Source organism: Lacticaseibacillus sp. 30 (assembly GCF_053819265.1).
In genome coordinates, this window is the sequence record NZ_JBSOQX010000012.1 from 39,768 (window position 1) to 64,010 (window position 24,243).

Annotated in this window: 19 protein-coding genes and 1 pseudogene; 4 read left to right on the forward strand and 16 right to left on the reverse strand. The window is 47.3% G+C overall.

Features of this window, described 5'->3' with window-relative positions; genetic code table 11:
* Positions 1-165 precede the first annotated feature (165 nt).
* The 14 genes from alaS to ruvA all read right to left on the reverse strand — a co-directional run bounded on the left by alaS (position 166) and on the right by ruvA (position 20,099).
* Positions 166-2,811 carry an alanine--tRNA ligase gene (gene alaS, locus ACWPAB_RS09100; RefSeq protein WP_003587396.1) on the reverse strand — a complete coding sequence of 882 codons (2,646 nt, stop codon included), beginning with the start codon at positions 2,809-2,811 and terminating at the stop codon, positions 166-168.
* Positions 2,812-3,394: 583 nt separating this feature from the next.
* Positions 3,395-4,330, reverse strand: coding sequence for a hypothetical protein (locus ACWPAB_RS09105; protein WP_003569320.1), 936 nt, complete (start codon positions 4,328-4,330; stop codon positions 3,395-3,397).
* Positions 4,331-4,334: 4 nt separating this feature from the next.
* Positions 4,335-5,681, reverse strand: coding sequence for a DEAD/DEAH box helicase (locus tag ACWPAB_RS09110; RefSeq protein ID WP_003569318.1), 1,347 nt, complete (start codon positions 5,679-5,681; stop codon positions 4,335-4,337).
* 5 nt (positions 5,682-5,686) lie between these two features.
* Positions 5,687-6,643 (reverse strand): DHH family phosphoesterase, encoded by a 957-nt coding sequence (locus ACWPAB_RS09115; RefSeq protein ID WP_003563990.1) that lies wholly within the window; start codon positions 6,641-6,643, stop codon positions 5,687-5,689.
* Between the two features lie 6 nt (positions 6,644-6,649).
* Positions 6,650-7,963, reverse strand: a complete 1,314-nt coding sequence (locus tag ACWPAB_RS09120; RefSeq protein WP_003563989.1) for a DRTGG domain-containing protein — start codon at positions 7,961-7,963, stop codon at positions 6,650-6,652.
* A gap of 274 nt (positions 7,964-8,237) precedes the next feature.
* On the reverse strand, positions 8,238-9,341 hold the full coding sequence (gene dinB / locus ACWPAB_RS09125) for a DNA polymerase IV (protein WP_016381763.1): 1,104 nt from the start codon (positions 9,339-9,341) through the stop codon (positions 8,238-8,240).
* Positions 9,342-9,545: 204 nt separating this feature from the next.
* Positions 9,546-11,033 carry a glucose-6-phosphate dehydrogenase gene (gene zwf, locus ACWPAB_RS09130; protein WP_003569313.1) on the reverse strand — a complete coding sequence of 496 codons (1,488 nt, stop codon included), beginning with the start codon at positions 11,031-11,033 and terminating at the stop codon, positions 9,546-9,548.
* Between the two features lie 29 nt (positions 11,034-11,062).
* The gene (locus ACWPAB_RS09135) at positions 11,063-11,707 is read right to left on the reverse strand and encodes a metal-dependent transcriptional regulator (protein WP_003563980.1); all 645 of its coding nucleotides are present in this window, start codon (positions 11,705-11,707) and stop codon (positions 11,063-11,065) included.
* A gap of 162 nt (positions 11,708-11,869) precedes the next feature.
* Positions 11,870-14,476 carry a bifunctional acetaldehyde-CoA/alcohol dehydrogenase gene (gene adhE / locus ACWPAB_RS09140; protein WP_003569311.1) on the reverse strand — a complete coding sequence of 869 codons (2,607 nt, stop codon included), beginning with the start codon at positions 14,474-14,476 and terminating at the stop codon, positions 11,870-11,872.
* Positions 14,477-14,841: 365 nt separating this feature from the next.
* Positions 14,842-15,261 (reverse strand): preprotein translocase subunit YajC, encoded by a 420-nt coding sequence (gene yajC, locus ACWPAB_RS09145; RefSeq protein ID WP_003569309.1) that lies wholly within the window; start codon positions 15,259-15,261, stop codon positions 14,842-14,844.
* 70 nt (positions 15,262-15,331) lie between these two features.
* Positions 15,332-16,474: a tRNA guanosine(34) transglycosylase Tgt gene (tgt, locus tag ACWPAB_RS09150; RefSeq protein WP_003569308.1), complete on the reverse strand. Its 1,143-nt coding sequence runs from the start codon at positions 16,472-16,474 to the stop codon at positions 15,332-15,334.
* Between the two features lie 520 nt (positions 16,475-16,994).
* On the reverse strand, positions 16,995-18,068 hold the full coding sequence (gene queA / locus ACWPAB_RS09155) for a tRNA preQ1(34) S-adenosylmethionine ribosyltransferase-isomerase QueA (RefSeq protein ID WP_003563971.1): 1,074 nt from the start codon (positions 18,066-18,068) through the stop codon (positions 16,995-16,997).
* 307 nt (positions 18,069-18,375) lie between these two features.
* Complete coding sequence (gene ruvB, locus ACWPAB_RS09160; RefSeq protein WP_003563969.1) at positions 18,376-19,392, reverse strand: Holliday junction branch migration DNA helicase RuvB; 1,017 nt, start codon at positions 19,390-19,392, stop codon at positions 18,376-18,378.
* Positions 19,393-19,502: 110 nt separating this feature from the next.
* The gene (gene ruvA, locus ACWPAB_RS09165; RefSeq protein WP_003569305.1) at positions 19,503-20,099 is read right to left on the reverse strand and encodes a Holliday junction branch migration protein RuvA; all 597 of its coding nucleotides are present in this window, start codon (positions 20,097-20,099) and stop codon (positions 19,503-19,505) included.
* Positions 20,100-20,191: 92 nt separating this feature from the next.
* Between ruvA and ACWPAB_RS09170 the strand changes: the two genes are divergently transcribed.
* Positions 20,192-20,788: a TVP38/TMEM64 family protein gene (locus tag ACWPAB_RS09170; protein WP_003563965.1), complete on the forward strand. Its 597-nt coding sequence runs from the start codon at positions 20,192-20,194 to the stop codon at positions 20,786-20,788.
* 104 nt (positions 20,789-20,892) lie between these two features.
* On the opposite strand, the gene ACWPAB_RS09175 is transcribed toward ACWPAB_RS09170, so the two are convergent.
* Together ACWPAB_RS09175 and ACWPAB_RS09180 are read right to left on the reverse strand one after the other, a co-directional pair.
* Positions 20,893-21,366, reverse strand: coding sequence for an S-ribosylhomocysteine lyase (locus ACWPAB_RS09175; protein WP_003563944.1), 474 nt, complete (start codon positions 21,364-21,366; stop codon positions 20,893-20,895).
* 125 nt (positions 21,367-21,491) lie between these two features.
* A complete protein-coding gene (locus ACWPAB_RS09180; protein WP_003569302.1) occupies positions 21,492-22,625 on the reverse strand; it encodes a vitamin B12 independent methionine synthase in 1,134 nt (377 codons plus the stop codon).
* A gap of 134 nt (positions 22,626-22,759) precedes the next feature.
* Here ACWPAB_RS09180 and ACWPAB_RS09185 point away from each other — a divergent pair, with 134 nt between their 5' ends.
* The 3 genes and pseudogenes from ACWPAB_RS09185 to ACWPAB_RS09195 all read left to right on the forward strand — a co-directional run bounded on the left by ACWPAB_RS09185 (position 22,760) and on the right by ACWPAB_RS09195 (position 24,239).
* Positions 22,760-22,891, forward strand: a complete 132-nt coding sequence (locus ACWPAB_RS09185; protein ID WP_013245533.1) for a hypothetical protein — start codon at positions 22,760-22,762, stop codon at positions 22,889-22,891.
* 224 nt (positions 22,892-23,115) lie between these two features.
* Positions 23,116-23,576: pseudogene (locus tag ACWPAB_RS09190) on the forward strand (DUF3290 family protein).
* A gap of 9 nt (positions 23,577-23,585) precedes the next feature.
* Positions 23,586-24,239, forward strand: coding sequence for a DUF421 domain-containing protein (locus tag ACWPAB_RS09195; RefSeq protein WP_003563937.1), 654 nt, complete (start codon positions 23,586-23,588; stop codon positions 24,237-24,239).
* Positions 24,240-24,243: the final 4 nt, after the last annotated feature.

Sequence of the window (24,243 nt, forward strand, 5' to 3'; positions counted from 1 at the left end):
CTCCCCGCCTCGATGAAATCGTTTTCTTAAGTTTAACATGACCGCTCAACTTTGCGTGATTGACTTCACCAATCTCAGAAAAAAGGTCAAGTAAAAGCGGCAAGTTTTCGAAATTTCCAAAAACTTGCCGCTTCATTATCGATGGTGACCATCTGGCCTAATCAGCTAAGCCTTTTGGCTAATCACTGTCTTTGCTTCAGACAACGCCGCAGGAATGCCAGCTGGGTTCTTGCCGCCAGCCTGCGCCATGTCTGGACGACCACCGCCACCGCCGCCAACTTTTGGTGCAATGGCCTTGATCAAATCGCCCGCTTTAAAGCCTGCTTGGTTAGCCGTGTCATTGACAGCAACCAACAAGTTGGCCTTGCCGCTAACTTCGGTACCCAGTACCAAAATGTCAGATGCCTGCTTGGCTTTCCATTTATCCGCCAACTGTCGGAGTTCATTCATTCCTGCCACCTGAACCTGTTTGGCAATCAGTTTCAAACCGCCGACTTCCTCCGGATGATCAAAAATACCTGCCGCCGCTTGGGCTGCCAACTTGGCCTGTAAGCCAGCCACTGTCTTTTGTTCGGCTTTTAAATCCGCCTGTAATTGGGTCACTTTGCTTGGAACATTTTTGACTTGGTCAATCTTTAGATTCTCAGCAGTTTCGCTCAACCAATCCTGTTGCTGGGTCAAATATTCGTAAGCTTCTTTTGACGTGACCGCTTCGACCCGACGAATCCCGGCGCCAATCCCAGACTCACTTGTAATCTTGAATAAGCCGAGTGCATTGGAGTTGGTTGGATGAGTCCCGCCATCGAATTCGGTGTTGTAATCGCCAATCTTGACAATCCGCACGACAGAACCATATTTGTCGCCAAACATCGCAATCGCACCAAGTTTTTTGGCCTCTTCAATTGGCATTTCTTTCCAAGTAATCGGTAAAGCGTCCCAAATTTTCTGGTTCACAATCGTTTCAACTTGGCGTAGTTGCTTAGGCGTTACTTGACCAAAATTTGTAAAGTCGAAGCGCAAGTAATCCGGTTCAACCAAAGAGCCAGCCTGATGTGTGTGCTCACCCAGAACATCACGCAAAGCTTGATCCAGCAAGTGAGTTGCCGTGTGATTGAGTGATACTTTCTTACGGCGTAGCGGATCAACACTTAGCCAGTATTGCTGGCCTGTTTCCAGTTTGCCCTTCACCGTAACGGTGTGCAGATTTTGGCCATTTGGCGCATGCTGCACATCGCTCACGTCAGCTAACACCGTGCCGTCTTGGGCCTTGATTTCGCCGTGGTCCGCCACTTGGCCACCCATTTCAGCATAGAATGGGGTCTCGTCAAAAATCAGTTGGGCGGTGCCTTCACTGACACTATCTTGCAGTTGATCATTCACCACAATGGTCTGCAAGGAGGCGTGCTTATGATCCAATTCGGTCCAGCCAGTAAATTTGCTTGGCGTAGTGATGCTCATCAGCACTTTATCTTGACTGCCCATGGACTGTCGATCACCACGCGCTTTGCGAGCCCGATCACGCTGCGCAGCCATGTTTTTCTTGAAGCCAGCCATGTCGACTTGCAAACCTTCATCTTGCGCATATTCGTTGGTCATTTCAACTGGGAAGCCATAGGTGTCAAAGAGTTTAAACGCATCTGCTCCAGGAATTTCTTTCTTACCGTCTTGTTTCAAGTCAGCAATGATCTGATTGAGCAAGGTCACGCCGGCGTCCAAAGTCTGGCGGAAGCGTGCTTCTTCAGATTCAATGACCTTTTGAATAAACTGCTGGTTGGCCAGAATCTGTGGGTAATAACTCTTCATGATCTCACCAACAACCGGCACTAATTGATATAGAAAATCATGATCAATGCCCAGCTTTTTACCATTCAGAACCGCCCGACGAATTAATCGACGTAAAACATAGCCGCGGCCTTCATTGCTTGGTAAGGCGCCATCGCCGATCGCAAAGGTCACTGTTCGCGCATGGTCGGCAATGATTTTAAAAGAGACATCATCCTGTGCACTGACACCATAGCGCTTGCCAGCACTCATTTTCTCGGTTGCTTTGATGATTGGCATGAACAAATCGGTTTCAAAAATCGTGGGTGTGCCTTGAATAACCGCCACCAGTCGCTCCAAACCCATGCCAGTATCAATGTTCTTATGCGGTTGTTCCACAAATCGGCCATCTGGCAAATGATTCAACTCAGAAAAGACGATGTTCCAGATTTCGACATAACGCGAATTTTCGCCACCAGGATAATTTTCTGGATCATCCTCAGCCACATTATTGAATTGTTGGCCACGATCATAGAAAATTTCGGAATCGGGACCAGAGGGACCTTCACCGATATCCCAGAAATTGTCTTCCGCCTCCACAATATGATCGTCAGGCACCCCAGTTTTCTGCCAAAGTTCTTTCGTGACCTTATCTTTTGGATAGACGGTGACGTATAACCGTTTAGGATCAAATCCAAACCATTTTGGACTCGTGAGCAGTTCCCACGCCCAAGGAATGACTTCTTTTTTGAAGTAGTCGCCAACAGAAAAGTTGCCAAGCATTTCAAAGAACGTCAAATGACGAGCAGTTTTGCCGACATTTTCAATATCGTTCGTCCGAATTGATTTTTGGGCATTGGTGATCCGGGGATTGTCAGGCACTACTGATCCGTCAAAATATTTTTTCAGGGTTGCCACGCCGGAATTAATCCAAAGCAGAGTTGGATCATCAACGGGAATAAGTGATGCACTCGGTTCGACTGCATGGCCCTTGCTCTTAAAGAAATCCAGAAACATTTGGCGAATTTCACCACTGGACATTTTTTTCATCAAAAAGTTCCTCCTTGTTTGGTGTCCGTTATAACGCGCTCAACTATAACGCGCTCGCCAGCCCAGAAACCTGCATGTAAGGACCTTGACCCCAAATGGCCAGGCCCATGCCATTTGGGGTCAAGCCCGCTTATGCTCCGGCTTCTAAACGCTCCTGCTCGCGCTCAACTATAACGCGCTCGCCAGCCCAGAAACCTGCATGTAAGGACCTTGGTCGCAATGACCAAAACCCGGCCATCACGTCCAAGGCCGCTTACACGCCGGTTTCTAACCGGGCTGGCTCGCGCTCACAAAATAAAAAGCACCATTGCTGCCAAGGGCGCTTGCACGCGGTACCACCTTGGTTGCAATGATGCGAGTCATTACCACTTCATTAATTGTCGTTTAACTAATATCAGGGAGCACATCTTAGCCTGACGCGACCGTTCTCAGCTGTGCGGTCGTTTCTGTCTCGTGCAGGGTTCAACGCATGTCCTAACGAAAACTCATTATAGCTTTTCTGAAAAAAAGGGTCAACTTGTTGTTGATTATTGTCTCATCCTGAGTGTTTAGCACGCATTCAAACGCCAACGAGTACAGATTCTCAATCCATCGTAATTGTCGCCACGCGCCGATATAAAGCCGTGCCCATGTTCCCTTCGCCTGCCACCTGATAAAACGGCGACAGTGCCAAAGCTTCTTTTGCGGTTGGTTGCGCGGAAAGTGGTGTGCTTTTTTGCATCGCTTCTTGGATTAGCTCACTGCCGGATCGCGTGACCGGAACAGTTAGGCCGAAGCGATTGGGAAGGTAGCGTGGCATGTCGGCTGGCAGGGTATTGCCGAATGAAAATAGGCTGGTGACACCCCCGCCTTGCAAGTATTCATATTGATCTTGGGTTGGCAGGCGGAAGCCGAAGTAACTAAGTGCTTTTTGCAGCTCAGATTTTTGCCAGTTTTTGCTGATGCTGACCTGATAATGGTGCGCACTGGCAAGTCGCAGAATCACCGATCCGCTAGTCAAAGTTGCTGGCCAGCCGGATTGAGAAAACGGATCAAGACTGCCATGGCGGTCCAGCAAGGCCAGCACTTGAGCACGAACAGCCGCGTAGGCCATATGATTGCCCTTAAAAATACGTGTCGTTAAACTGACTCGGCCTAAAATCTCTTCGCTCGCTGGCATTGCTCTCGTTGCCACGAGCATCGCTGGTATATCAACTTGTCGTTCAGGCGAAAGCTGATGGCTCAGGTCTTGCATGGTTAGTCCGCTTTGCCCCAAATAATCAGCTAACTGCCCTTGTTGATCAGCCGCAAAACCTAAACTAACATTAGGCATCCCCGGGACCAACCGTAACCATTCCCCGCCAATCATTGCCTCGAACGTATGCAAAGTTTGGCCAAAAAAAGTCACCGTCAACGGCCGAATATCGTCAACGGACAATAACGGACTTAGAAAGTATCGTGTGAGTTGCTGAAAAATAAACTTCTGCCGCGCTTCATCCAGCGTGTTCCAGGTCGGCAGGGTCAGGTCGTTGACTGCCATATGCTCACCCTCGTTTGCGGTTCTTGCGTTTTTCTGCTAACAGCGCTTGGCGCCGAGCAATTTTGGTATTTCGTTTGCGTTCTAATAACACCGCAGTTCGAATCTTTTTACGATAATTCGGCATGTGCTTTTGCTTTGCCTTTTTCACCAAACCGCGAATGGCAAGACTGGTGTCTTCTTGCTTCGGTTTGCGATGAACTCGACGATTGCGGTCATAAGTGTCGACAAGCTCACCGTTTTTGATCATTTTCGGCGCAAACTTAATGCCCATATGCTCTAATTCGGCAATTTGATCTTCCTGTCCCGGTTCGTACAGTGTCACCGCTGTACCAGCCATGCCATTCCGACCGGTTCGGCCCACTCGGTGAATAAAGAACTCGTTGTCGCGCGGAATCTCGGCATTGATGACCATTGAGACCCCCTTGATATCGATACCCCGAGCAGCAAGATCAGTGGCGACCACATACTGATATTTGAGGTCGGCAACATCCTTCATCACGCGCCGACGTTCTCGCGGCTGAATGCCACCATGAATCTTAGCCACCTTCAAACCTTGATGCTTCAAGAAGTCATGGATAGCATCCACGCTGGTTTTGGTGTTAGCAAAAATCAGCACTAAAAAGGGATGCCCCATCGTGACAAGCTGATAGATTAACTCATTTTTATCGCGCCCTTTTGCCGCAATCAAAATGTTTTCAACCGTGTCAGCAATCACCGACTGCGGTTTCAATTCAATCGTCGTTGGATTGTCCATGTACTTGCGCAAGAATGGTTCCAGTTTTTGCGGAATAGTCGCCGAAAAAACAGCCATTTGCAGATGATCTGGAAAACTCGAGGCAATCGCATCAACCGTTTCGAGGAAGCCCATATCCAGCGTCATGTCAGCTTCGTCGACTACAAAATGACGGACAGACGATGGCACTAAATCATAGCCTTTGATCATGTCCAAGATTCGACCTGGCGTTCCGATAGCCACATGTGGTTGATGATTTTGCAACTTGTCGATCTGCTTTTGCTTGTCCATTCCCCCGACTAAACGGTTAATCCGAATCGCGGGCTCAGTTTGTATGAGTTGCTGGGCAACCGCATAAATTTGATTGGCTAACTCACGTGAAGGGGCAGTGATCACGACCTGAGTCGCATCTTCGGTAGGATCTACCATACTGAGTAAGGGTACCAAAAAGGCGTGAGTTTTCCCGCTACCGGTCTGGCTTTGTCCAACAATGTTTTCACCACGCAAAAGCGCCGGAATAACTTTTTGTTGAATGGGTGTCGGGGCGGTGATGGCCATTGCATTGAGACCATCGATAACAAAAGGTTTTAGTTGAAATTGTTTGAATTGATTCTCCATAATGCCTACTTTCCTGAGGTCGAATATTCTTTGACCAGTTGATCGAGTTGCGTCTCGATTTGAATCAGTTCGTCAAAATTAGCTGCCTTAGCGCCGCTTGCTAATGGATGACCACCGCCATTGTGTGCTTTGGCAAGTGTGTTGATGATGGGACCTTTTGAACGCAGATGAACGCGGTAACCGCCTTCTGCCTGTTCAATAAATTCTGCCCAAGCAATGACGGTATCCAGTCGGCCGGGTGTGCCGACAACAGCGCTTACCTGATCATCAGCCAGTTTCAGCTCGTTGATCGCGGTCCGTGGTACCGTCACACTGGCGGCACCTGCTGGGGTAATTTTCAGATGATCGACAACATAGCCTTGCAACCGTGCTTGTGCCAACGTCACCGTGTTCATCCGATTATTAATGGCTGTTGGATCAAAATCCTTTTTAATCAACTCAGCCGCCACCTGCAACGTATGCGGGGTCGTATTGTTAAATAAAAATCGGCCGGTGTCGCCAACAATCCCAGCGTACATTAGGCGAGCAGCCTTATCACTGAGTTTCAAAACACCGTTGCTGGCGGCGATTAAATCGTAAATCAGTTCAGAGGCAGAGCTAGCGTTGTTATCGACCCAAACGAGATCGCCATACGCATCATCGTTCGGATGATGATCGATTTTGATCAGCATTTTCCCCTTGTTGAAGCGCTCATCAGAAACTCGCGGCGTATCGGCAGTATCGGTCACAATCACGAGAGCATCCTTGTAAACGTCATCCGTAATGGTTTGTTCCTGTGCCAACCAGCTCAAATTGCCAGTGTCACTACCAACCTGATACACTTTCTTATCCGGAAAACTAGCGCGAATGGTTTCTGCTAAGCCAACTTGGGAACCCAACGCATCTGGATCTGGGTTCACATGACGATGGATAATGATTGGATCGTTTGCCTTGATGGCGTTAATAATATCGGTTTGAATCATCAAAAATCAATTCCTTTCTAATAGCTGGCAGGTCACAATCGCTTTAGCAACCTGAACCCCGTCGCTTAAGACATCAACATCCAGCGTCGCATCATGCCTAGTCATCTCAAGTTCACGTAACAAGACGGTGACCACACTTTCTAACTGGATGGGTCGAAATGTTGTTAAATTCAGTCCTTCGACCAACACGTTTCGCCGCCCCGTGTCATGCAAATAACGGGTAGTGCAACCGTTAATGGCTTCAGCCAGCACCCCAAAACTCATAGTGCCAAGCGAATTGGTCATGGCCGGCACGGTTTTCAACTCGTACCCGCCAACGTAAGGCGGTTGCGGTGTGATGGCGGTCAGTTGAGCGCTGACCTGATCGGCAATGGTATTGGATAGTTCGCGACTGTGGGCAATGCCTGTGAGACTTGAAAAAACCGCGTTGCGGGTCACAATTCCCAACAGATTCCAGCTATCATCCACCACCGGCATGGCCGTTAAACCGTTATCCTGCATGGTATGACCCACAGCAGTCACGCTAAGGTAAGGTTTGACAGTTTGCGGATCCTTCTGCATCAACCGTTCAATCGGCACCGTCGGCTTCTTACCGCCAACCAGCGATGGCCGCATGACGCCAACCAATCGCCCATTGCGCGTCACGACCGGCAATGGATATCGCGGATCGGGCAACAGCAAATAATCACCGACCGTCGCCTCAACACCAATGGTTTGAATTTGGGCCAACGGCGTATAAATGGCAGCTACTGTCAAAATATCCTGTTTGATCGCCTGATCTGACAAAGCTCGATTGATCATGGTTGCAACTGTAAAGGTATCATAAGCAGTTTGCAACACAGGCAACTGCTGATCATCCGCCAAAGCGATAATCGCCGCGCTAGTTTCGAATCCCCCGGTGATCAACACCGCAGCACCATCTTCTAGTGCCAGCCGTTGTGCATCTTCACGGTTTCCGACAATCATCAACGAGTTACGCGTGATGTAAGGCCGCATGGCAGCTGGTGTCATCGCCCCGATCACGAATTTGTCCAATTTCTTGTCCATACCGGCCTGCCCGCCTAAAACTTTGGCGTCAATCAAATCAACCAGTGTTTTGAATGTCACAGATTCAATTGGATTTAACGGTTTTTGTTCAATCCGAATCGTGCCGACACGCGCAATCGTCGAGACAAAGCCGGTATTCTCGGCTTCCTTAATAGCTCGATAAGCGGTTCCTTCGCTGACTTTCAAATGCTTCGCGATCGACCGAACGGAAATCTTCTTGCCAACCGCCAAGTTTGCAATATAATCCAAAATCTGCTCATGCTTTGTCGCCATACCATCACCCCACTGCAATCTATCGTTAGTATACCATAGGTTACGGCTGTACTATGACAGACGAAGCGCGAGCCAACCCGGTTAGAAACCGGAGCGTAAGCGGCACTGAACGTGATGACCGGGTTTTGGTCATTGCGTTCAGTGTCCTTACGTGCAGGTTTCTGGGTTGGCGAGCGCGTTATGGAAAAAGGTGCGCTAAACCGCATTAATTAGCACAAAGTAGCGCATGACGTTACCAAAGCCCCTACAGCAAGCACCCCTTCGCTGTCTGTCTTCACAACGGCAGGTCCAAATTCTCATACTGCTTCGGATCCAACCCGGTCACGGTAATCCCAAGTAACCGGATTGCCAAGTTCGACATGGCAACACTGCCCCAGAGTTGCCACGCTGCATCGAAAATGGCTTGTTCGCCTTCGAAGTAGTGATCTTGGGTTAGCCGCTTTGTTTGCGTGATGAAGTCAACATCGCGCACCTTAAGCACCACGGTTTTGCCGTGCATAGCTTTTTGATTCAACGATGTCACGACCATCCCTGCCAGATTGTGTAACTGTGTCTGAACCGCCTCGGCGTCAGTTAGAGGCGTGCCATAGGTTCGTTCTTTACCAATTGACTTCGCCGTCCGAACAGCAACAGGACGATTGTCAACGCCACGAGCATGTTGATAAAGCACAAATCCCATTTTGCCAAACATCCGGAGCAAATCATCTTGCGATAAGGCCCGCAAAGACTTGCCATCAGTGACACCTAAGTCGGTTAACTTCGGCAACGTTTTCTTACCAACCCCGCGAAACTGCTTGATCGGCAGCCGATCCAAAAATAATAGGGCTTGTTCTGGCAAAACCAGTGTACGACCAACCGGTTTATTGTAATCAGAAGCTTGCTTGGCGATAAATTTATTGTAGGAAATGCCAATGGAACTTGTGAGCTGCGTTGCCTGACTAATTTGATCTTGCAGCCACAATGCCAAGGCGATCGTACTCGGGAACATCTTGTTGGCCGTGACATCAAGATAAGCTTCATCGAACGCCACTGGTTCAATTAGATCGGTCACTTGATGAAACAAGGCGTGAATTTGCGCGGACACTGCTTTATATTTTGGAAAATCCGGCGTCTTAAACACCAGTTTTGAGCGAGGCACAAGTTGCAAGGCTTCGTTGGCCGGCATTGCCGAATGAACGCCATAACGTCTGGCGACATAGTTGGCCGTTGTCACAACACCTTTGCCGCCAGTTGTAAGCGGATCCCGGGCAATTACCAAGGCTTTACTACGCAATTGCGGATTATCGCGCATCTCAATTGAAGCATAAAAGGCGTCCATATCCAGATGAATGATTTTCCGGGAAGTATCGTTTTGTAATGGTAATTCAAATAACGCCATGAGCTTCCCCTTCCTCGTATCAACTGTTCTGTTATTCTTTCTGTCGCGCTAGTTCACGTTCAGCTTTTAACGATCAAGACCGATTCTACTCGGACCACCTATAACGCGCTCGTCAGCCCAGAAACCCGGGCTGACTCGCGTTCACTAAAAAAGGACCCTGACCGCCTTTTCGGGTCACAGTCCCTTTTGTTTATCTGTGAAAGCCTAGTCCGCCAGTTTAATTCTGCGTGGTTGCCAGAACCATTGGCGGCCATCACGAGCTAACAAATCAAACGCTGCTTGCGGACCCATCGTGGCAGCCGGATATGTCGGCATTTCTGTTTCCTGTGACCAAGCTGCTTGAATCGCATCGATGAACCGCCAAGATGCCGATAACTCTGACCAATGAGTAAAGTTTGTCTGATCGCCTTCAAGCACATTATTGATTAATCGTTCATATGCTTCTGGAGCAGCAGCGGCGGCTTCCGGATCATGACGATACCGCAACTCATCGGGTTCAATATTAAAGCCTGTGCCAAGGGCCTTACCATTCAATTGCAACGAATAGCCTTCACTTGGCTCGATATAAATGGTCAAGCTGTCTGGTTGACTACCGGTTTCTCGGTTGAATAACGGACTTGCGACCGGTTTAAATGTCAGTGTCAGCTGGGTTGACTTCCGAGTTAACCGTTTACCAGTGCGAATATAAACCGGCACACCTTCCCATTGCGGCATATCTAACATAATTTTGCCTGCGACAAAAGTGGCTGTTTGTGAATCTGCTGCCACACCTTCTTCTTGCCGATAACCCAGCACTTGGTCGCCATCTACTTCGGCGCTTGCATATTGCGCACGCACAAAATTTTCTTTAGCAGTTGCAAGATCATAAGGCTTCAAAGCGGCAAACACTTGATCCTTGGCCGTCAAAATGTCGTTAGCCGTAAAAGTCTTTGGTTTTGGCATTGTCAGATAAGACAGCACCTGCATCACATGGTTTTGCACCATATCACGCAACGCGCCGGCCTTTTCATAATAACCAGCGCGTTCCTCAACCCCGACCGCCTCGGAAAGTGTGATTTGAATATTGTCGATGTAATCCTTGTTCCAGACTCCTTCAAAAATGGCATTATCAAACCGAAAAGCCAACAGATTCTGAATCATTTCTTTGCCAAGATAATGGTCAATTCGGAAAATCTGATCATCATCGAAGGTTGCAGTTAACGAATCATTTAGTTCTTTAGCACTGGCATAATCATGACCAAACGGTTTTTCGATAATTAATCGGTTGAAACCGCGCTCCGTCAGCAAATGTTCCGATTTCAGATGGCTCGCAATTGTTTCGAAGAAATCTGGTGCCATGGCCATGTAAAAGATGCGATTGCCACCAGTCACATACTGATCGTCCAATTTTGCAGCAAGATTTTTCAAGGTAATGTAATGATCTGCATCGGTTACATCATGACTCTGATAAAAGAAATGCTGGGCAAAGGCTTTTGCTTGGTCACGATCCACATCATCGCCAGCGACGGCGTTTTCAACAACCTCGTGATAATGATCATCAGTCCACGGACGTCGCGCTGTGCCGATCACCGCAAAATGCTCAGCGAGGACACCACGACGGTAAAGATTAAACAGTGCGGGATACAACTTGCGTGAGGCTAGATCTCCTGAACCTCCAAAAATAATAATCACAGCACGTGACTCTTCTGGCATGTATACGACCCTGCTTTCTCTAGACTTAATTACAATTCGACAAAAATGTGATCAGCACGATCTGCATCGACCGCCAATTCTTTTCCGGTACGGGCTAACTTGATGATCACGGCATCTAAGGTTTTCGCAGTCACCGTGAATTCATCATCCAGCCGCAGGTCAATTTTAACCGTGTAATCAATCAACGAAACTTCATCAATCACGCGTTCAATATGCCCACTTTGCCCAACATCTAACGTGCCTAATGTCACCCGACTTTGTTGGAGATAGTGGCCATTGGCATCCGGAATAACACCGCCGTGCGGACAATAGCGAGGTTCGCCCAACATAGCTGACAACCGTTTGGCCATTTCCGGCGTTAAGGCATGTTCCAGTTTTTCTGCTTCTTGATGGACCGCATCAGCTGGATATTTAAGGCACTGAACCAGAAATACTTCCCAGAGCCGATGATTACGCACCAAAATGGCCGCCTTTTTCCGGCCAGCTGATGTCAGCTGGATACCTTGATAAGGCGTGTGCGCAACCAGTTTTTCTTCGCCCAGTTTGTTGATCATCTCACTGACCGAAGCAGCAGAAACATGCATACCGGCAACGATTTGTTTATTAGAGACCAGCTGTGTATCGCCGCCAATCTCAAAAATCAATTTAAGATAATCCTCTTTATTCGGTGTCATTTTACATCCTTACTTTTAATTTGCAGTCACTGTACTCCATTATGCCATGAGTCACACAAAAAAACACGCCAATTTACTGACGTGTTTTTCGTGATCGGCTCAAATAATGTCGCCATTGAATTCTCTGCGCCGATCATTGTGAAATGATTAGCAGCAAACATCTTAGAAAGTGGATTCGGTGCCTTCATATTCATCAAGGATGATATGCTTCAAGTCGCCGATTAACGGTTCCTGCGGGTTGGTAACGGTGCAGTTGTCTTCATAAGCCAGTTCGGCAAGACGATCAACTTGCTTGTCGAGATCAGCCTTTTTAACGCCTTGTTCCTTCAAACTGAGCTTGACGCCAACACTGTGAGCCAGCTTGATGAAGGCCTGAACATAGCTTTCAACCAATTCATCAGTTGTCTTGCCAGGAAGGCCGAGGTAGCGAGCGATTTCTGCGTAGTCTTCGTTAGCGCGGAAGTAGCTATACTTCGCCCAGATAGCGCGCTTCTTCGGTTGACTCGCATTGAAGCGAATAACATGTGGCATCGTGATCGCGATGCAACGACCGTGAGGCAGATGGAACGCTTGCCCAATCTTATGCGCGATGCTGTGGTTAATGCCCAACAGTGCGTTGGCAAAGGCCATCCCGGCAATGGTTGAAGCATCATGCATCTTTGACTTTGCTTCGACGTCGCCATGATAACTCTTTTCCAGATTTTCGAAGACCAACTTGATTGCTTCCAGACTCAGGCCCTTCGTGTAATGAGTGGCCATGGTTGAAACATAACTTTCGGTTGCGTGGCAGAGCACATCCAAACCGGAATCAGCGACAACCACTGGCGGTACGGATTCGATGAACTGACTGTCCACAATCGCGATGTCTGGCGTCAATGCATAGTCAGCTAATGGATACTTGATGCCAGCCTTGGAATCGGTGATAACCGCAAAAGGTGTTACTTCTGAACCAGTCCCAGAAGTTGTTGGAATGCAGACAAGCTTTGTCTTATTCAGATTCGGGAAGGTGTAAGTCCGCTTCCGGATATCCAAGAATTTCTGCTTAGCGCCGAAGAAATCAGCATCCCCGGCATCGTTGAACAAGCACATCCCTTTGGCAGCATCCATAACAGACCCGCCGCCGATAGCAATGACGGTATCCGGTCCAAATGAGCGCATGATATCGGTCCCCTTGAAGACCGTGTCAGTTGATGGATCAGGTTCAACATCGACAAAAGTCTGAACTTGAACAGGATTTTCACGCCGAGCCAGAACATCTTCAACGATCTTGACGAAGCCTAACTTTTCCATGCTTCGATCAGCAACGATGAAGGCCCGTTTGATGCCTTCCATGTGTTCGAGGTAACGAACAGAATTCTTTTCAAAATAAATCTTTGGTGGCAATTTCATCCACTGCATGTTATTGCGGCGTTTTGCCATTGTCTTGATGTTAAGCAAGTCGACCGTCCCCACGTTATGCGAAATTGAGTTACCACCGTATGAGCCGCAGCCCAGTGTCAAACTTGGAATCATTTCGTTGTAAAGATCGCCAATCCCGCCGACAGAAGATGGTGTGTTGATCAAAATCCGGCAAGCTTGCATAGCATCGGCATACTTCAAAGCTAACTCATCATCAGCCGTGTGAATGACTGCCGTATGACCCAAACCGCCGATATCAAGCATGGTTTCACATTTCTTGAAGGCATCTTCATGACCATCTGCTTTGACCATGGCCAGTACTGGACTTAGTTTTTCACGAGACAGTGGATACTTTTCGCCAACACCTTTCAATTCAGCAATCAGAATCGTGGTGTTATCAGGAATCGTGATCCCCGCCCATTCAGCAATCTGCTTAGGACTTTGACCAACGATTCGCGGATTGACACTTTGCTTTTCAAGATTAATGACGGTACTTTCGAACTTCTTCATGTCCTTCTGTTTAACGAAGTAAGCACCTTGGGCTTCAAATTCCTTCTTCACATCATCGTAAATGCTGGAATCAATAATCACGCCTTGTTCGGAAGCACAAATCATACCATTATCAAAACTCTTTGAAAGTACTAAGTCATTGACAGCTTGTTTGATGTTAGCGCTGGCTTCAATGTAAGCTGGCGCATTCCCGGCCCCAACACCCAGTGCTGGCTTGCCTGATGAATAGGCGGACTTAACCATGCCAGGACCGCCCGTTGCCAAAATCGTGGCGATACCAGGGTGATCCATCAAAGCTTTAGTCGCATCCATACTTGGTACAGGGATATATTGCAAAGCACCCTTTGGTAAGCCTGCTTTTTCGGCTTCATCACGGATGACCTCCAACGCACGCGCTGAAGACTTTTGGGCACCCGGATGGAAGGCGAAAATGATTGGATTACGGGTTTTAATGGCAATTTCGGATTTGAACATGGTCGTTGAAGTTGGGTTCGTCACTGGCGTCACACCAGCAATGACACCAATTGGTTCAGCAATCGATACCAAGCCGCGTTGTTTGTCTTCGTTGATCACACCAACGGTCTTGTTGTTCTTGATTGAGTGCCAAATTTCTTCGGTGGCGAACATGTTCTTGATCGCTTTATCTTCCCACACGCCACGGCCCGTCTCGTCAACAGCGAGTTTTGCCAATTCCATATGATGATCCAAACCAGCGATTGCCATCCGATGAACGATGTGATCGATCTTTTCTTGATCGAAAGTTTTCATGATCTTCAAAGCGGCATGCGCATTCGCAACCAGTTCGTCAACCATGCTCTTTACATCAACTTCGGTAGCAGTCTTCGCAGTATTCTTTAACATGAGCTTACCTCCAAGTGTTTTGCGGAATTTTTTGTTAACCATTTCACAAGAACATCATAACCGGTCTTTGTGATTTTGTAAACAATTTTGGTGAATTTTTTCACGAAAAATCGACTTGCTCACTGATATTGTTGTGTTCATTGACTTTAATTGCTTATTTCACTTTGTATTTTTTTGAACTATTAAGGTAAATTTGCAGTTTTTTTCTGACTTAGAGGTCTTTTAAAGTCATTTATCAAAAAAGAACGCGGTGTTTTGACATCTCCCCGTGATGGGCGCCAATCCGCTCTTAAAACGCAAAAAAAGAGAAGGCTAAACACCTTCCCTTACGTCACCTATATTGAATTCTCTATCAGATGACGAATCTATTTGTCGTCTTCTGCCTTGCTATCACTTTTGGCATCGGTTTGATCGTCAGCCTTTGGTGAAGCCTCTTCAACTGGTTTAGCTTCGCGTTGTTCATCAGTATTATGCGCTTCTTCAGCCTTTGTCACGGTAGCGGCTGGTGCAGGCGCTGCAGGACGAGTTGCTGTGCCGCGAACAGCACTCAAGTTAAAGGTTAAATAGATGCCGTCAGAATCAATGACAACCGTCCCAGCTTGCTGGTCGATTGAATCAATGACACCGTGCAACCCACCGATCGTGATGATGGGGTCGCCTTTTTTAAGCTGATTCAACATTTCTTGACGCTTTTGCTGTTGTTTCTTTTGCGGACGAACCATGCCAAAATACATGAAGCCCACGAAAATCAGCAGCATAATGATCATTGTCATATTACCATTCAATTTAGGCACCTCTTATTTTTATTTTGTCAACAAACAGTGTAACAGAATTAGGCGGTCTACTCCAAATAATCTAAAAATTCTTTGCTTTTTCCTTGTTGTATCCGTATGCTTCAAAGAAATCTTCACGGAAAGCCAGCAAATCATCATTGGCAATCGCTTCACGCACTTGCTGCATCAAGTGCAGTAAGAAGTAGAGATTATGGTAGGTCGTCAACCGAATACCGAAAGCTTCACCAACATGGATCAGATGGCGAATATAGGCGCGGCTATAGTTACGACACGTGTAGCAATCGCAATTAGGATCCAGCGGTCCAAAGTCATGCGCATATTTCGCATTTTTAATGACGAGCCGGCCGCGGCTGGTCATGCAAGTACCATTTCGGGCAATCCGAGTTGGTAAGACGCAGTCAAACATATCAATGCCACGCAAGGCGCCATCAATCAGCGCATCCGCAGAGCCGACACCCATCAAATAGCGCGGTTTGTTTTCCGGCAGCAGCGGGGTAGTGAAATCAAGGACATGGTTCATCTCATCTTTTGATTCACCAACAGACAAGCCACCAATCGAATAGCCAGGAAAATCCATGCTAACGAGATCCTTAGCACTTTGCTCGCGCAAGTCTTTGAATCCGGCACCTTGCACAATACCAAAAAGCGCCTGCCAATCAGGATTCTTGTGAGCCTGCAAGCCACGTTCAGCCCAACGACTGGTTCGAGCAACACTCTTTTTAACATAATCATAGCTTTCAAAAAACGGCGGACATTCATCCAAACTCATCATGATGTCAGGTCCCAACGCGTTTTCAATTGCGATCGCCTTTTCTGGGGACAGGAACATCTTGGCACCATTCAAATGATTTTTGAAAGTGACACCTTCTTCAGTAATATGTCTAGTGTCGGCTAGCGAAAAGACTTGAAAGCCACCTGAGTCAGTCAGGATACCTTTGTGCCAGTTCATAAACTTGTGCAAACCGCCCGCTTCTTCAATCAGTTCTGGCCCCGGCCGTAACCACAGATGATACGTGTTCGCCAAAATAACAGTGGCCCCCATCGTATCCAATTCTTCAGGCGCCATTGTTTTCACGCTCGCCTGTGTGCCAACAGGCATAAACATTGGGGTGGGAAATGTGCCGTGCGGCGTGATCAATTCGCCCAACCGCGCACCGCTATGCTTATCCTGATGAATCAGACGATACTTAACTGCTGGTTCCATACATTCTCCTCATTCATGGCAATGCCCTCGCAGCACCGCCGCTTGATTTTCTCGTGACGTCAGTTTAACAGAGTTACTTGTTATTTAAAAGTGAGTGCATGTATATCATGATTGGCTTACCCTTCAAGAAAGTCCGAGCTTTCCGCTTTTCTCATACCATCATCCCTGTTAGAATGAAGCTAAGGACGGGATCACCGTTACCGTAGTTTTCGCACTTCCCGGGTTTTGACCCGGCCATTGTGATCGCCTATGAATACGTTGTTCCACGCAGCGATGCGTTAAAAGAAAAATCGAGACATGTCTGTTGGTATGTGTTGATGTGATCCCGTCCGTTAAAAAATCGGCTTGCATTTAAGCAAGCCGATTTTTTAGTGAGCGCGAATAAGTTGCTGGGACTGCGAACGCGTGATAGTTGCGCGCAAGCCAGCGGTTAACACCCCGAAAGTAAGCGGCTAAGCTCTTTACAGACAAGTTGCCGGGCTAGTAAACACACTAAAGTGAGCAGAAACTAGCTTCGTGATTAGTAAATGAACATCGCATCGCCAAAGCTGAAGAAGCGATATTTTTCGTCGATCGCATGCTTATACGCATTTAAAATTGTATCGCGCCCGGTGAACGCTGCCACGAGCATAACTAACGTTGACTTTGGCAAATGGAAGTTGGTGATAAACGCATCAACAACCTTCCACTGATACCCTGGCTTGATAAAAATGTCAGTCCAACCCGAATCTGCCTTGATGGCACCATCAAATTTGGTACCGATGGCCTCGAGGGTGCGAATGGATGTCGTACCGGTAGCAATAATTCGACCGCCATTGTCGCGAACATCATTCAGTGTCGCTGCTGCTTCTGGAGTCAACCGATAAAATTCACTGTGCATTTTATGTGCTTCGATGTTTTCCTCAACTACTGGCCGGAAAGTACCCAAGCCAACATGCAACGTCAAGTAAACCAACTTGACGCCCTTTTCTTGCACTTTTTTCAGCAAGTCTTTGGTCCAGTGAAGACCGGCTGTCGGTGCCGCTGCAGAGCCTAACTCTTTAGAATAAACAGTTTGATACATTTCTGGATCTTCAAGCTTTTCCTTGATGTAAGGCGGCAATGGCGTCTCGCCTAACTTATCAAGAATTTCCATAAAGATGCCGTCATAGTCAAAGTGAATCATTCGACCACCATGTTCGAGTTCCTTGGTAACTGTGGCCTTTAGTAAGCCATCGCCAAAATCAATCACCGTGCCAACCGGAGCCTTGCGCGCAGGCTTCATCAAGGTTTCCCAATCATCACCAGATGTGTTGTTAAGCAATAACACTTCCATATGGGCACCAGTCTCTGGCTTAACCCCATACAATCGCGCTGGCATCACCCGCGTATCATTCATGACCAACGCATCACCTGGCTTGAAATAATCAAGAATGTCGTAAAAATGCTTATCTTGCATCTCACCAGTTTCAGAATTTAATACCAACAGCCGACTGGCATCACGTTCCTTCAAAGGTGTCTGCGCAATTAATTCATGCGGCAGGTCATAATCGAAATCCGATAGCTGATAATGTTTGTCTTCTACTTTGTGATAACGTTTGTTCTCTTGCACCATATTCGCTTCCATTCATTTTAATCAGTGAGCGCGAGCAGGAGCGCTTAGAAGCCGGAGCATAAGTGGGCTTGAAGCCTAAATGGCTGAACTTTGGCCATTTAGGCTTCAAGGTCCTTATGTGCAGGCTTCTGCGACTGCGAGCGCGTTATAGTTGAGCGCGAGCCAGCGCGGTTAGCAACCGGAGTGTAAGCGGCCTTGGACGTGATGGTCGCTTTTTTGACCATTGCGACCAAGGTCCTTACATGCAGGTTGCTGCGCTGGGGAGCGCGTTATAGTTGAGCGCGAGCCAGCGCGGTTAGCATGTTGCCTAATGTTGCTCAGCCGACAGCCCCATATGTGCAAATCCGGCTGGCGTCACCATGCGGCCACGCGGCGTTCGTTTCAAATACCCGATCTGTAACAGATAAGGCTCATACATTTCCTCAATCGTTGCCATTTCCTCGCCGATGTTAGCGGCAATCGTTGAAAGTCCAACGGGGCCGCCTTCGTAATCACGAATCATGAACATCAACAGTTTGCGATCAATTTGGTCTAAGCCTTGCTGATCAACTTGCAGCTGGTCAAGCGCATGGTCAACCATTTGTATATCAACTGGACTCTGCCCCGCAACTTCGGCAAAATCACGGATACGTTTGAGTAGCCGATTAGCAACCCGCGGTGTTCCCCGCGACCGTCGGGCAATTTCATGAGCACCTTCAGCATCAATCGCCATATCGAAAATTGTTGCTGATCGTTTGACGATCTCACTGAGGTCATCAGCAGAATAATACGCCATATGTTCACTGATGCCAAATCGATCACGTAACGGAGCGGAAAGCATGCCAGCGCGCGTTGTCGCCCCAATTAAGGTGAAGGGAGGAAGCGGGAAATGCACAGGGTGGGCGGTTGGCCCTTGACCAACCACAATATCAATATAAAAATCTTCCATCGCTGAATAAAGCATTTCTTCGACAATTTTTGGTAGACGGTGAATTTCATCAATGAACAAGACATCACCGGGATGCAATTCATTCAGCAGTGCCACTAAATCACCCGGTTTTTCGATAGCAGGCCCTGATGTCGTGCGAATATTGACGCCCAGTTCATTGGCAATCACCAAAGCCAACGTCGTTTTCCCCAAACCAGGCGGTCCATAGAGCAGAACATGATCCAATGACTCTTCGCGCTGTTTGGCAGCCGTGATATAGACTTCCAACTGATGTTTGACGCGATCCTGACCAATATACTGCGCGAGCATCCGGGGACGTAAACTTTTTTCAATCTGTGCTTCATTCGAATCGTCAACGTCGCCAGAAACCAAGCGATCCTTGTCTGCGTCTGCCAAAAACCCACTTCCTCTCTAGTTAACATGCTATTAAAAGCACGGGAAAAATTTTATCGTGCTTCAAAAGCCGCTTCCGTTGTCGTCAACGGTCAGCTTCAGTATAATCAAGCCTAAGCCTTGCCGCTTAATAGTCGCAAGCCTTCGCGTAAATAGGCATCAGTTGTCTTGGCATTGAATGCCTTCAGTGTGTCAGTGAGACCATCAACGGTGCGTTGCGGGTAGCCCAATGCCACGAGTGCCGCTAACGCATCTGCGAGTTCCGAATCAACGTCACTGGCAACTGGCGCAATCGCTGCTGCCGCTGGTTGTCCATCTGTTGTGATTTTACCTTTGAGATCAAGGATAATCTGGGCAGCTGTTTTCTTACCGATCCCAGGAAACTTAGTCAAAAACTTCACATCATCTTGAGCAATCGCAGTCGCCAAGCCGCCGCTAGACACGTTCGCCAAAATGGCCAACGCTGACTTAGGGCCAATGCCTGTGACCGTCAATAGCTGGTTAAAGGTACGCTTATCCGCAGCACCTTCGAATCCATAAAGTGTCTGGTCGTTGTCGCGAATGATCAGCTGCACATAAACACGTTTTTGCTCGCCAGCTTCAAAATGATAAGGGTTGGCTACTAGCAGACGGAACCCGATGCCATGCACATCGATGACGATGTAAGCCGGGGTCACCGCCTGAATAATGCCTTCAAAATACTCGTACATAAGCTCTCCATTCAGTACGTATGTTTGGTATGCTTGATTCATTGTAGCATAGATGTTTTCCTGATGATGAACTGTTCTGAGGCCAAAAATAGATGAATCCAAAAAATGTGCGTCGTCTGATTAATTTTGCCACCATCGTTGTTGTTATCTTATTAGCAGCAGTAGCCATTTACTGGTATGACTTAGGTATTCTTTCAAACATCAATGCTCTGCAGGCTTACATTGCTCGCCTCGGAATAGCCGGCGCTTTATTTTTTATGCTCATTCAAGTCATTCAGGTTGTCATCCCGATCATTCCTGGCGGTGTCAGTACGGCGGCTGGCGTGATTTTGTTTGGCCCATGGACAGGCTTTTTTTACAACTACATCGGTATTGCAATTGGCTCGTTTATCAATTTCCATCTTGCTCGGCGATTTGGTAAGCCGCTGCTTACTTATCTGATCTCTGAAAAAACCTATAACAAATACATCGGCTATACCAAAAATCAGCAACGCTTCGATCGCTTTTTCACGCTTGCTATCATTTTACCGGTTGCTCCTGACGACGTTTTGTGTCTGCTTGCCGGGTTAACTAAAATGACCTTTAAAAAGTTTTTTTGGATCATTATTTTAGGCAAACCTATCACGATCCTCGCCTACAGTATGAGTTTGATTTATGGCGGGCAATGGCTAATCCACTTATTTCAATAATCCTTCGAACATGAAAATGGCACTGTCAAACTCATTAGCGAGTTGTAGCAGTGCCATTTTTATGCGGCAATTTCGAGCTGGTGAGATACTTTTGAAACCAAGCCTCAGACAACCTGACGCGTGTACGGGTCATTTGAAATGCCGCGGCTCAAAATTAACTTCGCCCATTCCTTTGCTGAAAACAGGCTGTGATCCTTGTAATTGCCACAACTCTTGATGTCAACACCAGGGACGTCATCCCAAGTAATGTCATTGGCAATGGCCTCTAAACTTGACTTCAAAGCCTTGGCCACTTCGGTTGTGCTGTGCTCACCCCAAGTAATCAAGTGGAAACCGGTGCGGCAGCCGAATGGTGAACAATCAATAACGCCGTCCATCCGATCGCGCAATAATGATGCCAGCAAGTGTTCAATCGTGTGCAAGCCAGCCGTATCAATGGCTGCTGTATTTGGTTGTACCAACCGCAAATCATAGTTTGAAATCACATCACCCTTTGCACCATGCTCTGTCGTAATCAACCGAACATAAGGTGCTTTAACAGCTGTGTGATCCAAGGTGAAACTTTCAACTTTTGCCATAATATAGAAATCTCCCTTTTAGTTTTGATGACACATTTATCATATAACACAACAGTGGTATCTGTTAAAAAAATCTGAGCGCGAGCAGTAGCGCTCAGAAGCCGAAACATAAGTGAAAAAACAATCTAAGCATCCGCCCAAACTCGCTTGGCAATTTTTTGAACCAGAGCCAGTTTCGCCCACTGGTCATCTTCAGTAACCTTGTTACCTTCTTCGGTTGAAGCAAAACCGCATTGAGTGGACAACGCCAGATTCGTCAGCGGTACGTACTCAGTCGCAGCGTTAATTCGCTTGATAACGGCATCCTCATCTTCCAATTCAGGAAACTTCGAAGTGATCAGGCCTAGAACAATGCGCTTATTAGTATCGCCGTGCCACAACTTTGTTAACGGTTCAAAAGACCCCGAACGCTGATTATCATACTCTAGGAATAAGCCGTCATACGGCAAATCACCGATGTAATCTGCCACATATTGATACCCGCCGGAAAACAGGAATGTCGACTGGAAATTGCCGCGACAGATATGCGACGTCACGGTCAAGTCTTCTGGCAGTTTCACCAAAACGGCCTTGATCACGCGGTGTGCCAATTTAGCGAGGTCAATAAACCGCTGATGCGCCTTGGGATCATTTTCAGTATCTTTTAGATTCTGAATCAAGTAGGCCCAGTTAGTATCGTCAATTTGAAGATAGCGGGCACCTAAATCATAGAAATGTTGAATCGTATCCACATAGGCTTGGACAACGTCAGCCAAATAATCATCAAATCTGTCATAATATTTTGCCCAGTTATCGCTGCGATGGTCACGAAAGAGCAATGCAGGACTCGGGATGGTCTGTTTGGGGAGAACCCCTTCTGGCACAATGCTCTGCAAATACTTAAAGGCGGCAAAAAATGGGTGATCAGGATTGAAGCTGACTTTCCCAGCAAGATGCACATTAGCTGCTGCGTTAATGCCGCCTTTGAAGTCGTGTTCATACTGCCAACTATCATCTTTTTCAAAACCGTTCAAGCCCCATAAAAAGTCTAGATGCCAATAACGGCGGGAGAACTCACCATCCGTCACAGCTTTGAAGCCAAGTTCAACTTGTCGTTTGACGATACGCTCAATGGCTGCGTGTTGAATGTTGAGTTCCTGATCTTGTTTAATTTCACCGATCGCAAGTTGTTGATGCGCCGCTTTTAAGCGTTCAGGCCGAAGCAAGCTGCCGACTAAATCGGCGCGGAAAGGAGCTTTTATTTGAACTTTTTCTGTCATGATGGTGGTCCTCCTTATTTTTCGTCGACAGACGCAGTGATGGCTTTTGCGGAAAGAATGTTGGGAGGGGGCGATGCTTACGATGGCTTGGGAAGTGGGTTTGGGCTGGCTCGCGCTCACAAAAAAGTCGCCCCTTGACCATTTCTGATCAAGGGGCGACTTTGCGCGTTACCACCCTTATTCGCACTGGTTTTGATGCCAATGCCTCAACGGTACCAATTTTGATACCCGGCATGGTAACGGGTGCGCCCGTTTCAGTGGCGTGAACCGCTGAAAAGCTGTTTGGAGCTCATCTTCCCTGATTAACTGATCGCCTGCTTTCACTGTTCAGGCTCGCTTGTGATCTGCGCTTCAGGTACTCTTCTCCGCAAAGCAATCTGTCTGTCTAAGTTGGCATTATCATAACACCGCCAATCAAACTGTCAAGAATAACTTCTGTCATCTTCTGTTTCTGGTATGCTTTTGGTAGTTACTTTTTTGGAGGTGTCTCATGGGAACAACTTTTTATGCTTACAGCGTCTTAACTCGCCAAACTACTTGGCAAAGTACCTTCCGTTACATCATCATCATGGCAGGAGCTGTTGTGATTGTCGCCTATCTCATCTATTTTTTGCGCCACAAACACACAAACAAATATCGCGATCTATTAATTTTAGTTGCGTTGATTGAACTATTAACCATCGCATTCAAATTCGTGATCTGCAAGCAAGCCGCACCGCAACCGCTGATTCACAGGCAGTCGCGACACTGTTGCGCAGTGTTGCCAAGCAAAAACAGGTGGGTGTGCAACAAGTCTATGCTAACAGCAACACGGTTCACACTGGCATGCTCGTCACCATCGGTAAGTCAACGAAAACCATGTTTACGGTGACGATCAATGCGGACAACAATAGCTACCAGCTAGATAAAACCACCTTGATTGTGCCTCAAGCAAACTTTGTGACCAAGTAGGAGGCTGTCATGCAACTTTTTAGAGATCCATATTTCATCACGGCAATGAAACTCTTACTAGGCTTCATTGTGTTCGTTGCCCAAATCAAGCTCACCGGCAAAGGTAACCTTGCCCCAGCAACGATTGTTGATCAAATGCAGAATTACGTCCTTGGCGGTATTATCGGCGGGGTGATTTACAATACTGATATCGGCTTGCTCCAATTTGTAAACGTACTGCTGATTTGGACACTCATTGTTTTCAGTTCGAAATACTTAACTAACCATAACCGTTGGATCAAGCGTCTGATTGACGGCGAGCCTTTATTGGTCGTGCAGCATGGCAAAATTCGTGTAGAGACGGCGACTCAAGTCGGTCTTTCGGCAAATGATTTGGCTTACAAATTACGTACTGCTGGCGTAAACGATCTTCGCGACGTTCGGCAAGCCTATCTAGAACAAAATGGTCAGCTTAATGTCATCCTCAAAGGCGATGAAACCATCAAATACCCGTTGATTCTAGATGGCCAGATTGATCCCGCCGCACTTGATGCCATTGATCATGATGAAGACTGGCTGAAAGCACAGCTACAGGAGCAAGGCTATGAAACTGGCGACGTTTACATGGCCAACTATCTTAGTGGCAAAGTCGTTGTCACGCCGTACGACCCTAACAAAAACTAGCGCA

What these genes read in the sequence shown, in the direction of transcription:
- ACWPAB_RS09120 (WP_003563989.1), bottom strand. Translation starts at nt 7,963, where the DNA reads ATGGCGACAAAGCATGAGCAGATTTTGGATTATATTGCAAACTTGGCG.
- ruvA (WP_003569305.1), bottom strand. Translation starts at nt 20,099, where the DNA reads ATGTACGAGTATTTTGAAGGCATTATTCAGGCGGTGACCCCGGCTTAC.
- dinB (WP_016381763.1), bottom strand. Translation starts at nt 9,341, where the DNA reads ATGGCGTTATTTGAATTACCATTACAAAACGATACTTCCCGGAAAATC.
- ACWPAB_RS09105 (WP_003569320.1), bottom strand. Translation starts at nt 4,330, where the DNA reads ATGGCAGTCAACGACCTGACCCTGCCGACCTGGAACACGCTGGATGAA.
- queA (WP_003563971.1), bottom strand. Translation starts at nt 18,068, where the DNA reads ATGGTGCAAGAGAACAAACGTTATCACAAAGTAGAAGACAAACATTAT.
- ACWPAB_RS09180 (WP_003569302.1), bottom strand. Translation starts at nt 22,625, where the DNA reads ATGACAGAAAAAGTTCAAATAAAAGCTCCTTTCCGCGCCGATTTAGTC.
- tgt (WP_003569308.1), bottom strand. Translation starts at nt 16,474, where the DNA reads ATGGAACCAGCAGTTAAGTATCGTCTGATTCATCAGGATAAGCATAGC.
- ACWPAB_RS09170 (WP_003563965.1), top strand. Translation starts at nt 20,192, where the DNA reads ATGAATCCAAAAAATGTGCGTCGTCTGATTAATTTTGCCACCATCGTT.
- zwf (WP_003569313.1), bottom strand. Translation starts at nt 11,033, where the DNA reads ATGCCAGAAGAGTCACGTGCTGTGATTATTATTTTTGGAGGTTCAGGA.
- ACWPAB_RS09110 (WP_003569318.1), bottom strand. Translation starts at nt 5,681, where the DNA reads ATGGAGAATCAATTCAAACAATTTCAACTAAAACCTTTTGTTATCGAT.
- adhE (WP_003569311.1), bottom strand. Translation starts at nt 14,476, where the DNA reads ATGTTAAAGAATACTGCGAAGACTGCTACCGAAGTTGATGTAAAGAGC.
- ACWPAB_RS09175 (WP_003563944.1), bottom strand. Translation starts at nt 21,366, where the DNA reads ATGGCAAAAGTTGAAAGTTTCACCTTGGATCACACAGCTGTTAAAGCA.
- ACWPAB_RS09115 (WP_003563990.1), bottom strand. Translation starts at nt 6,643, where the DNA reads ATGATTCAAACCGATATTATTAACGCCATCAAGGCAAACGATCCAATC.
- alaS (WP_003587396.1), bottom strand. Translation starts at nt 2,811, where the DNA reads ATGAAAAAAATGTCCAGTGGTGAAATTCGCCAAATGTTTCTGGATTTC.
- ACWPAB_RS09135 (WP_003563980.1), bottom strand. Translation starts at nt 11,707, where the DNA reads ATGACACCGAATAAAGAGGATTATCTTAAATTGATTTTTGAGATTGGC.
- ACWPAB_RS09195 (WP_003563937.1), top strand. Translation starts at nt 23,586, where the DNA reads ATGCAACTTTTTAGAGATCCATATTTCATCACGGCAATGAAACTCTTA.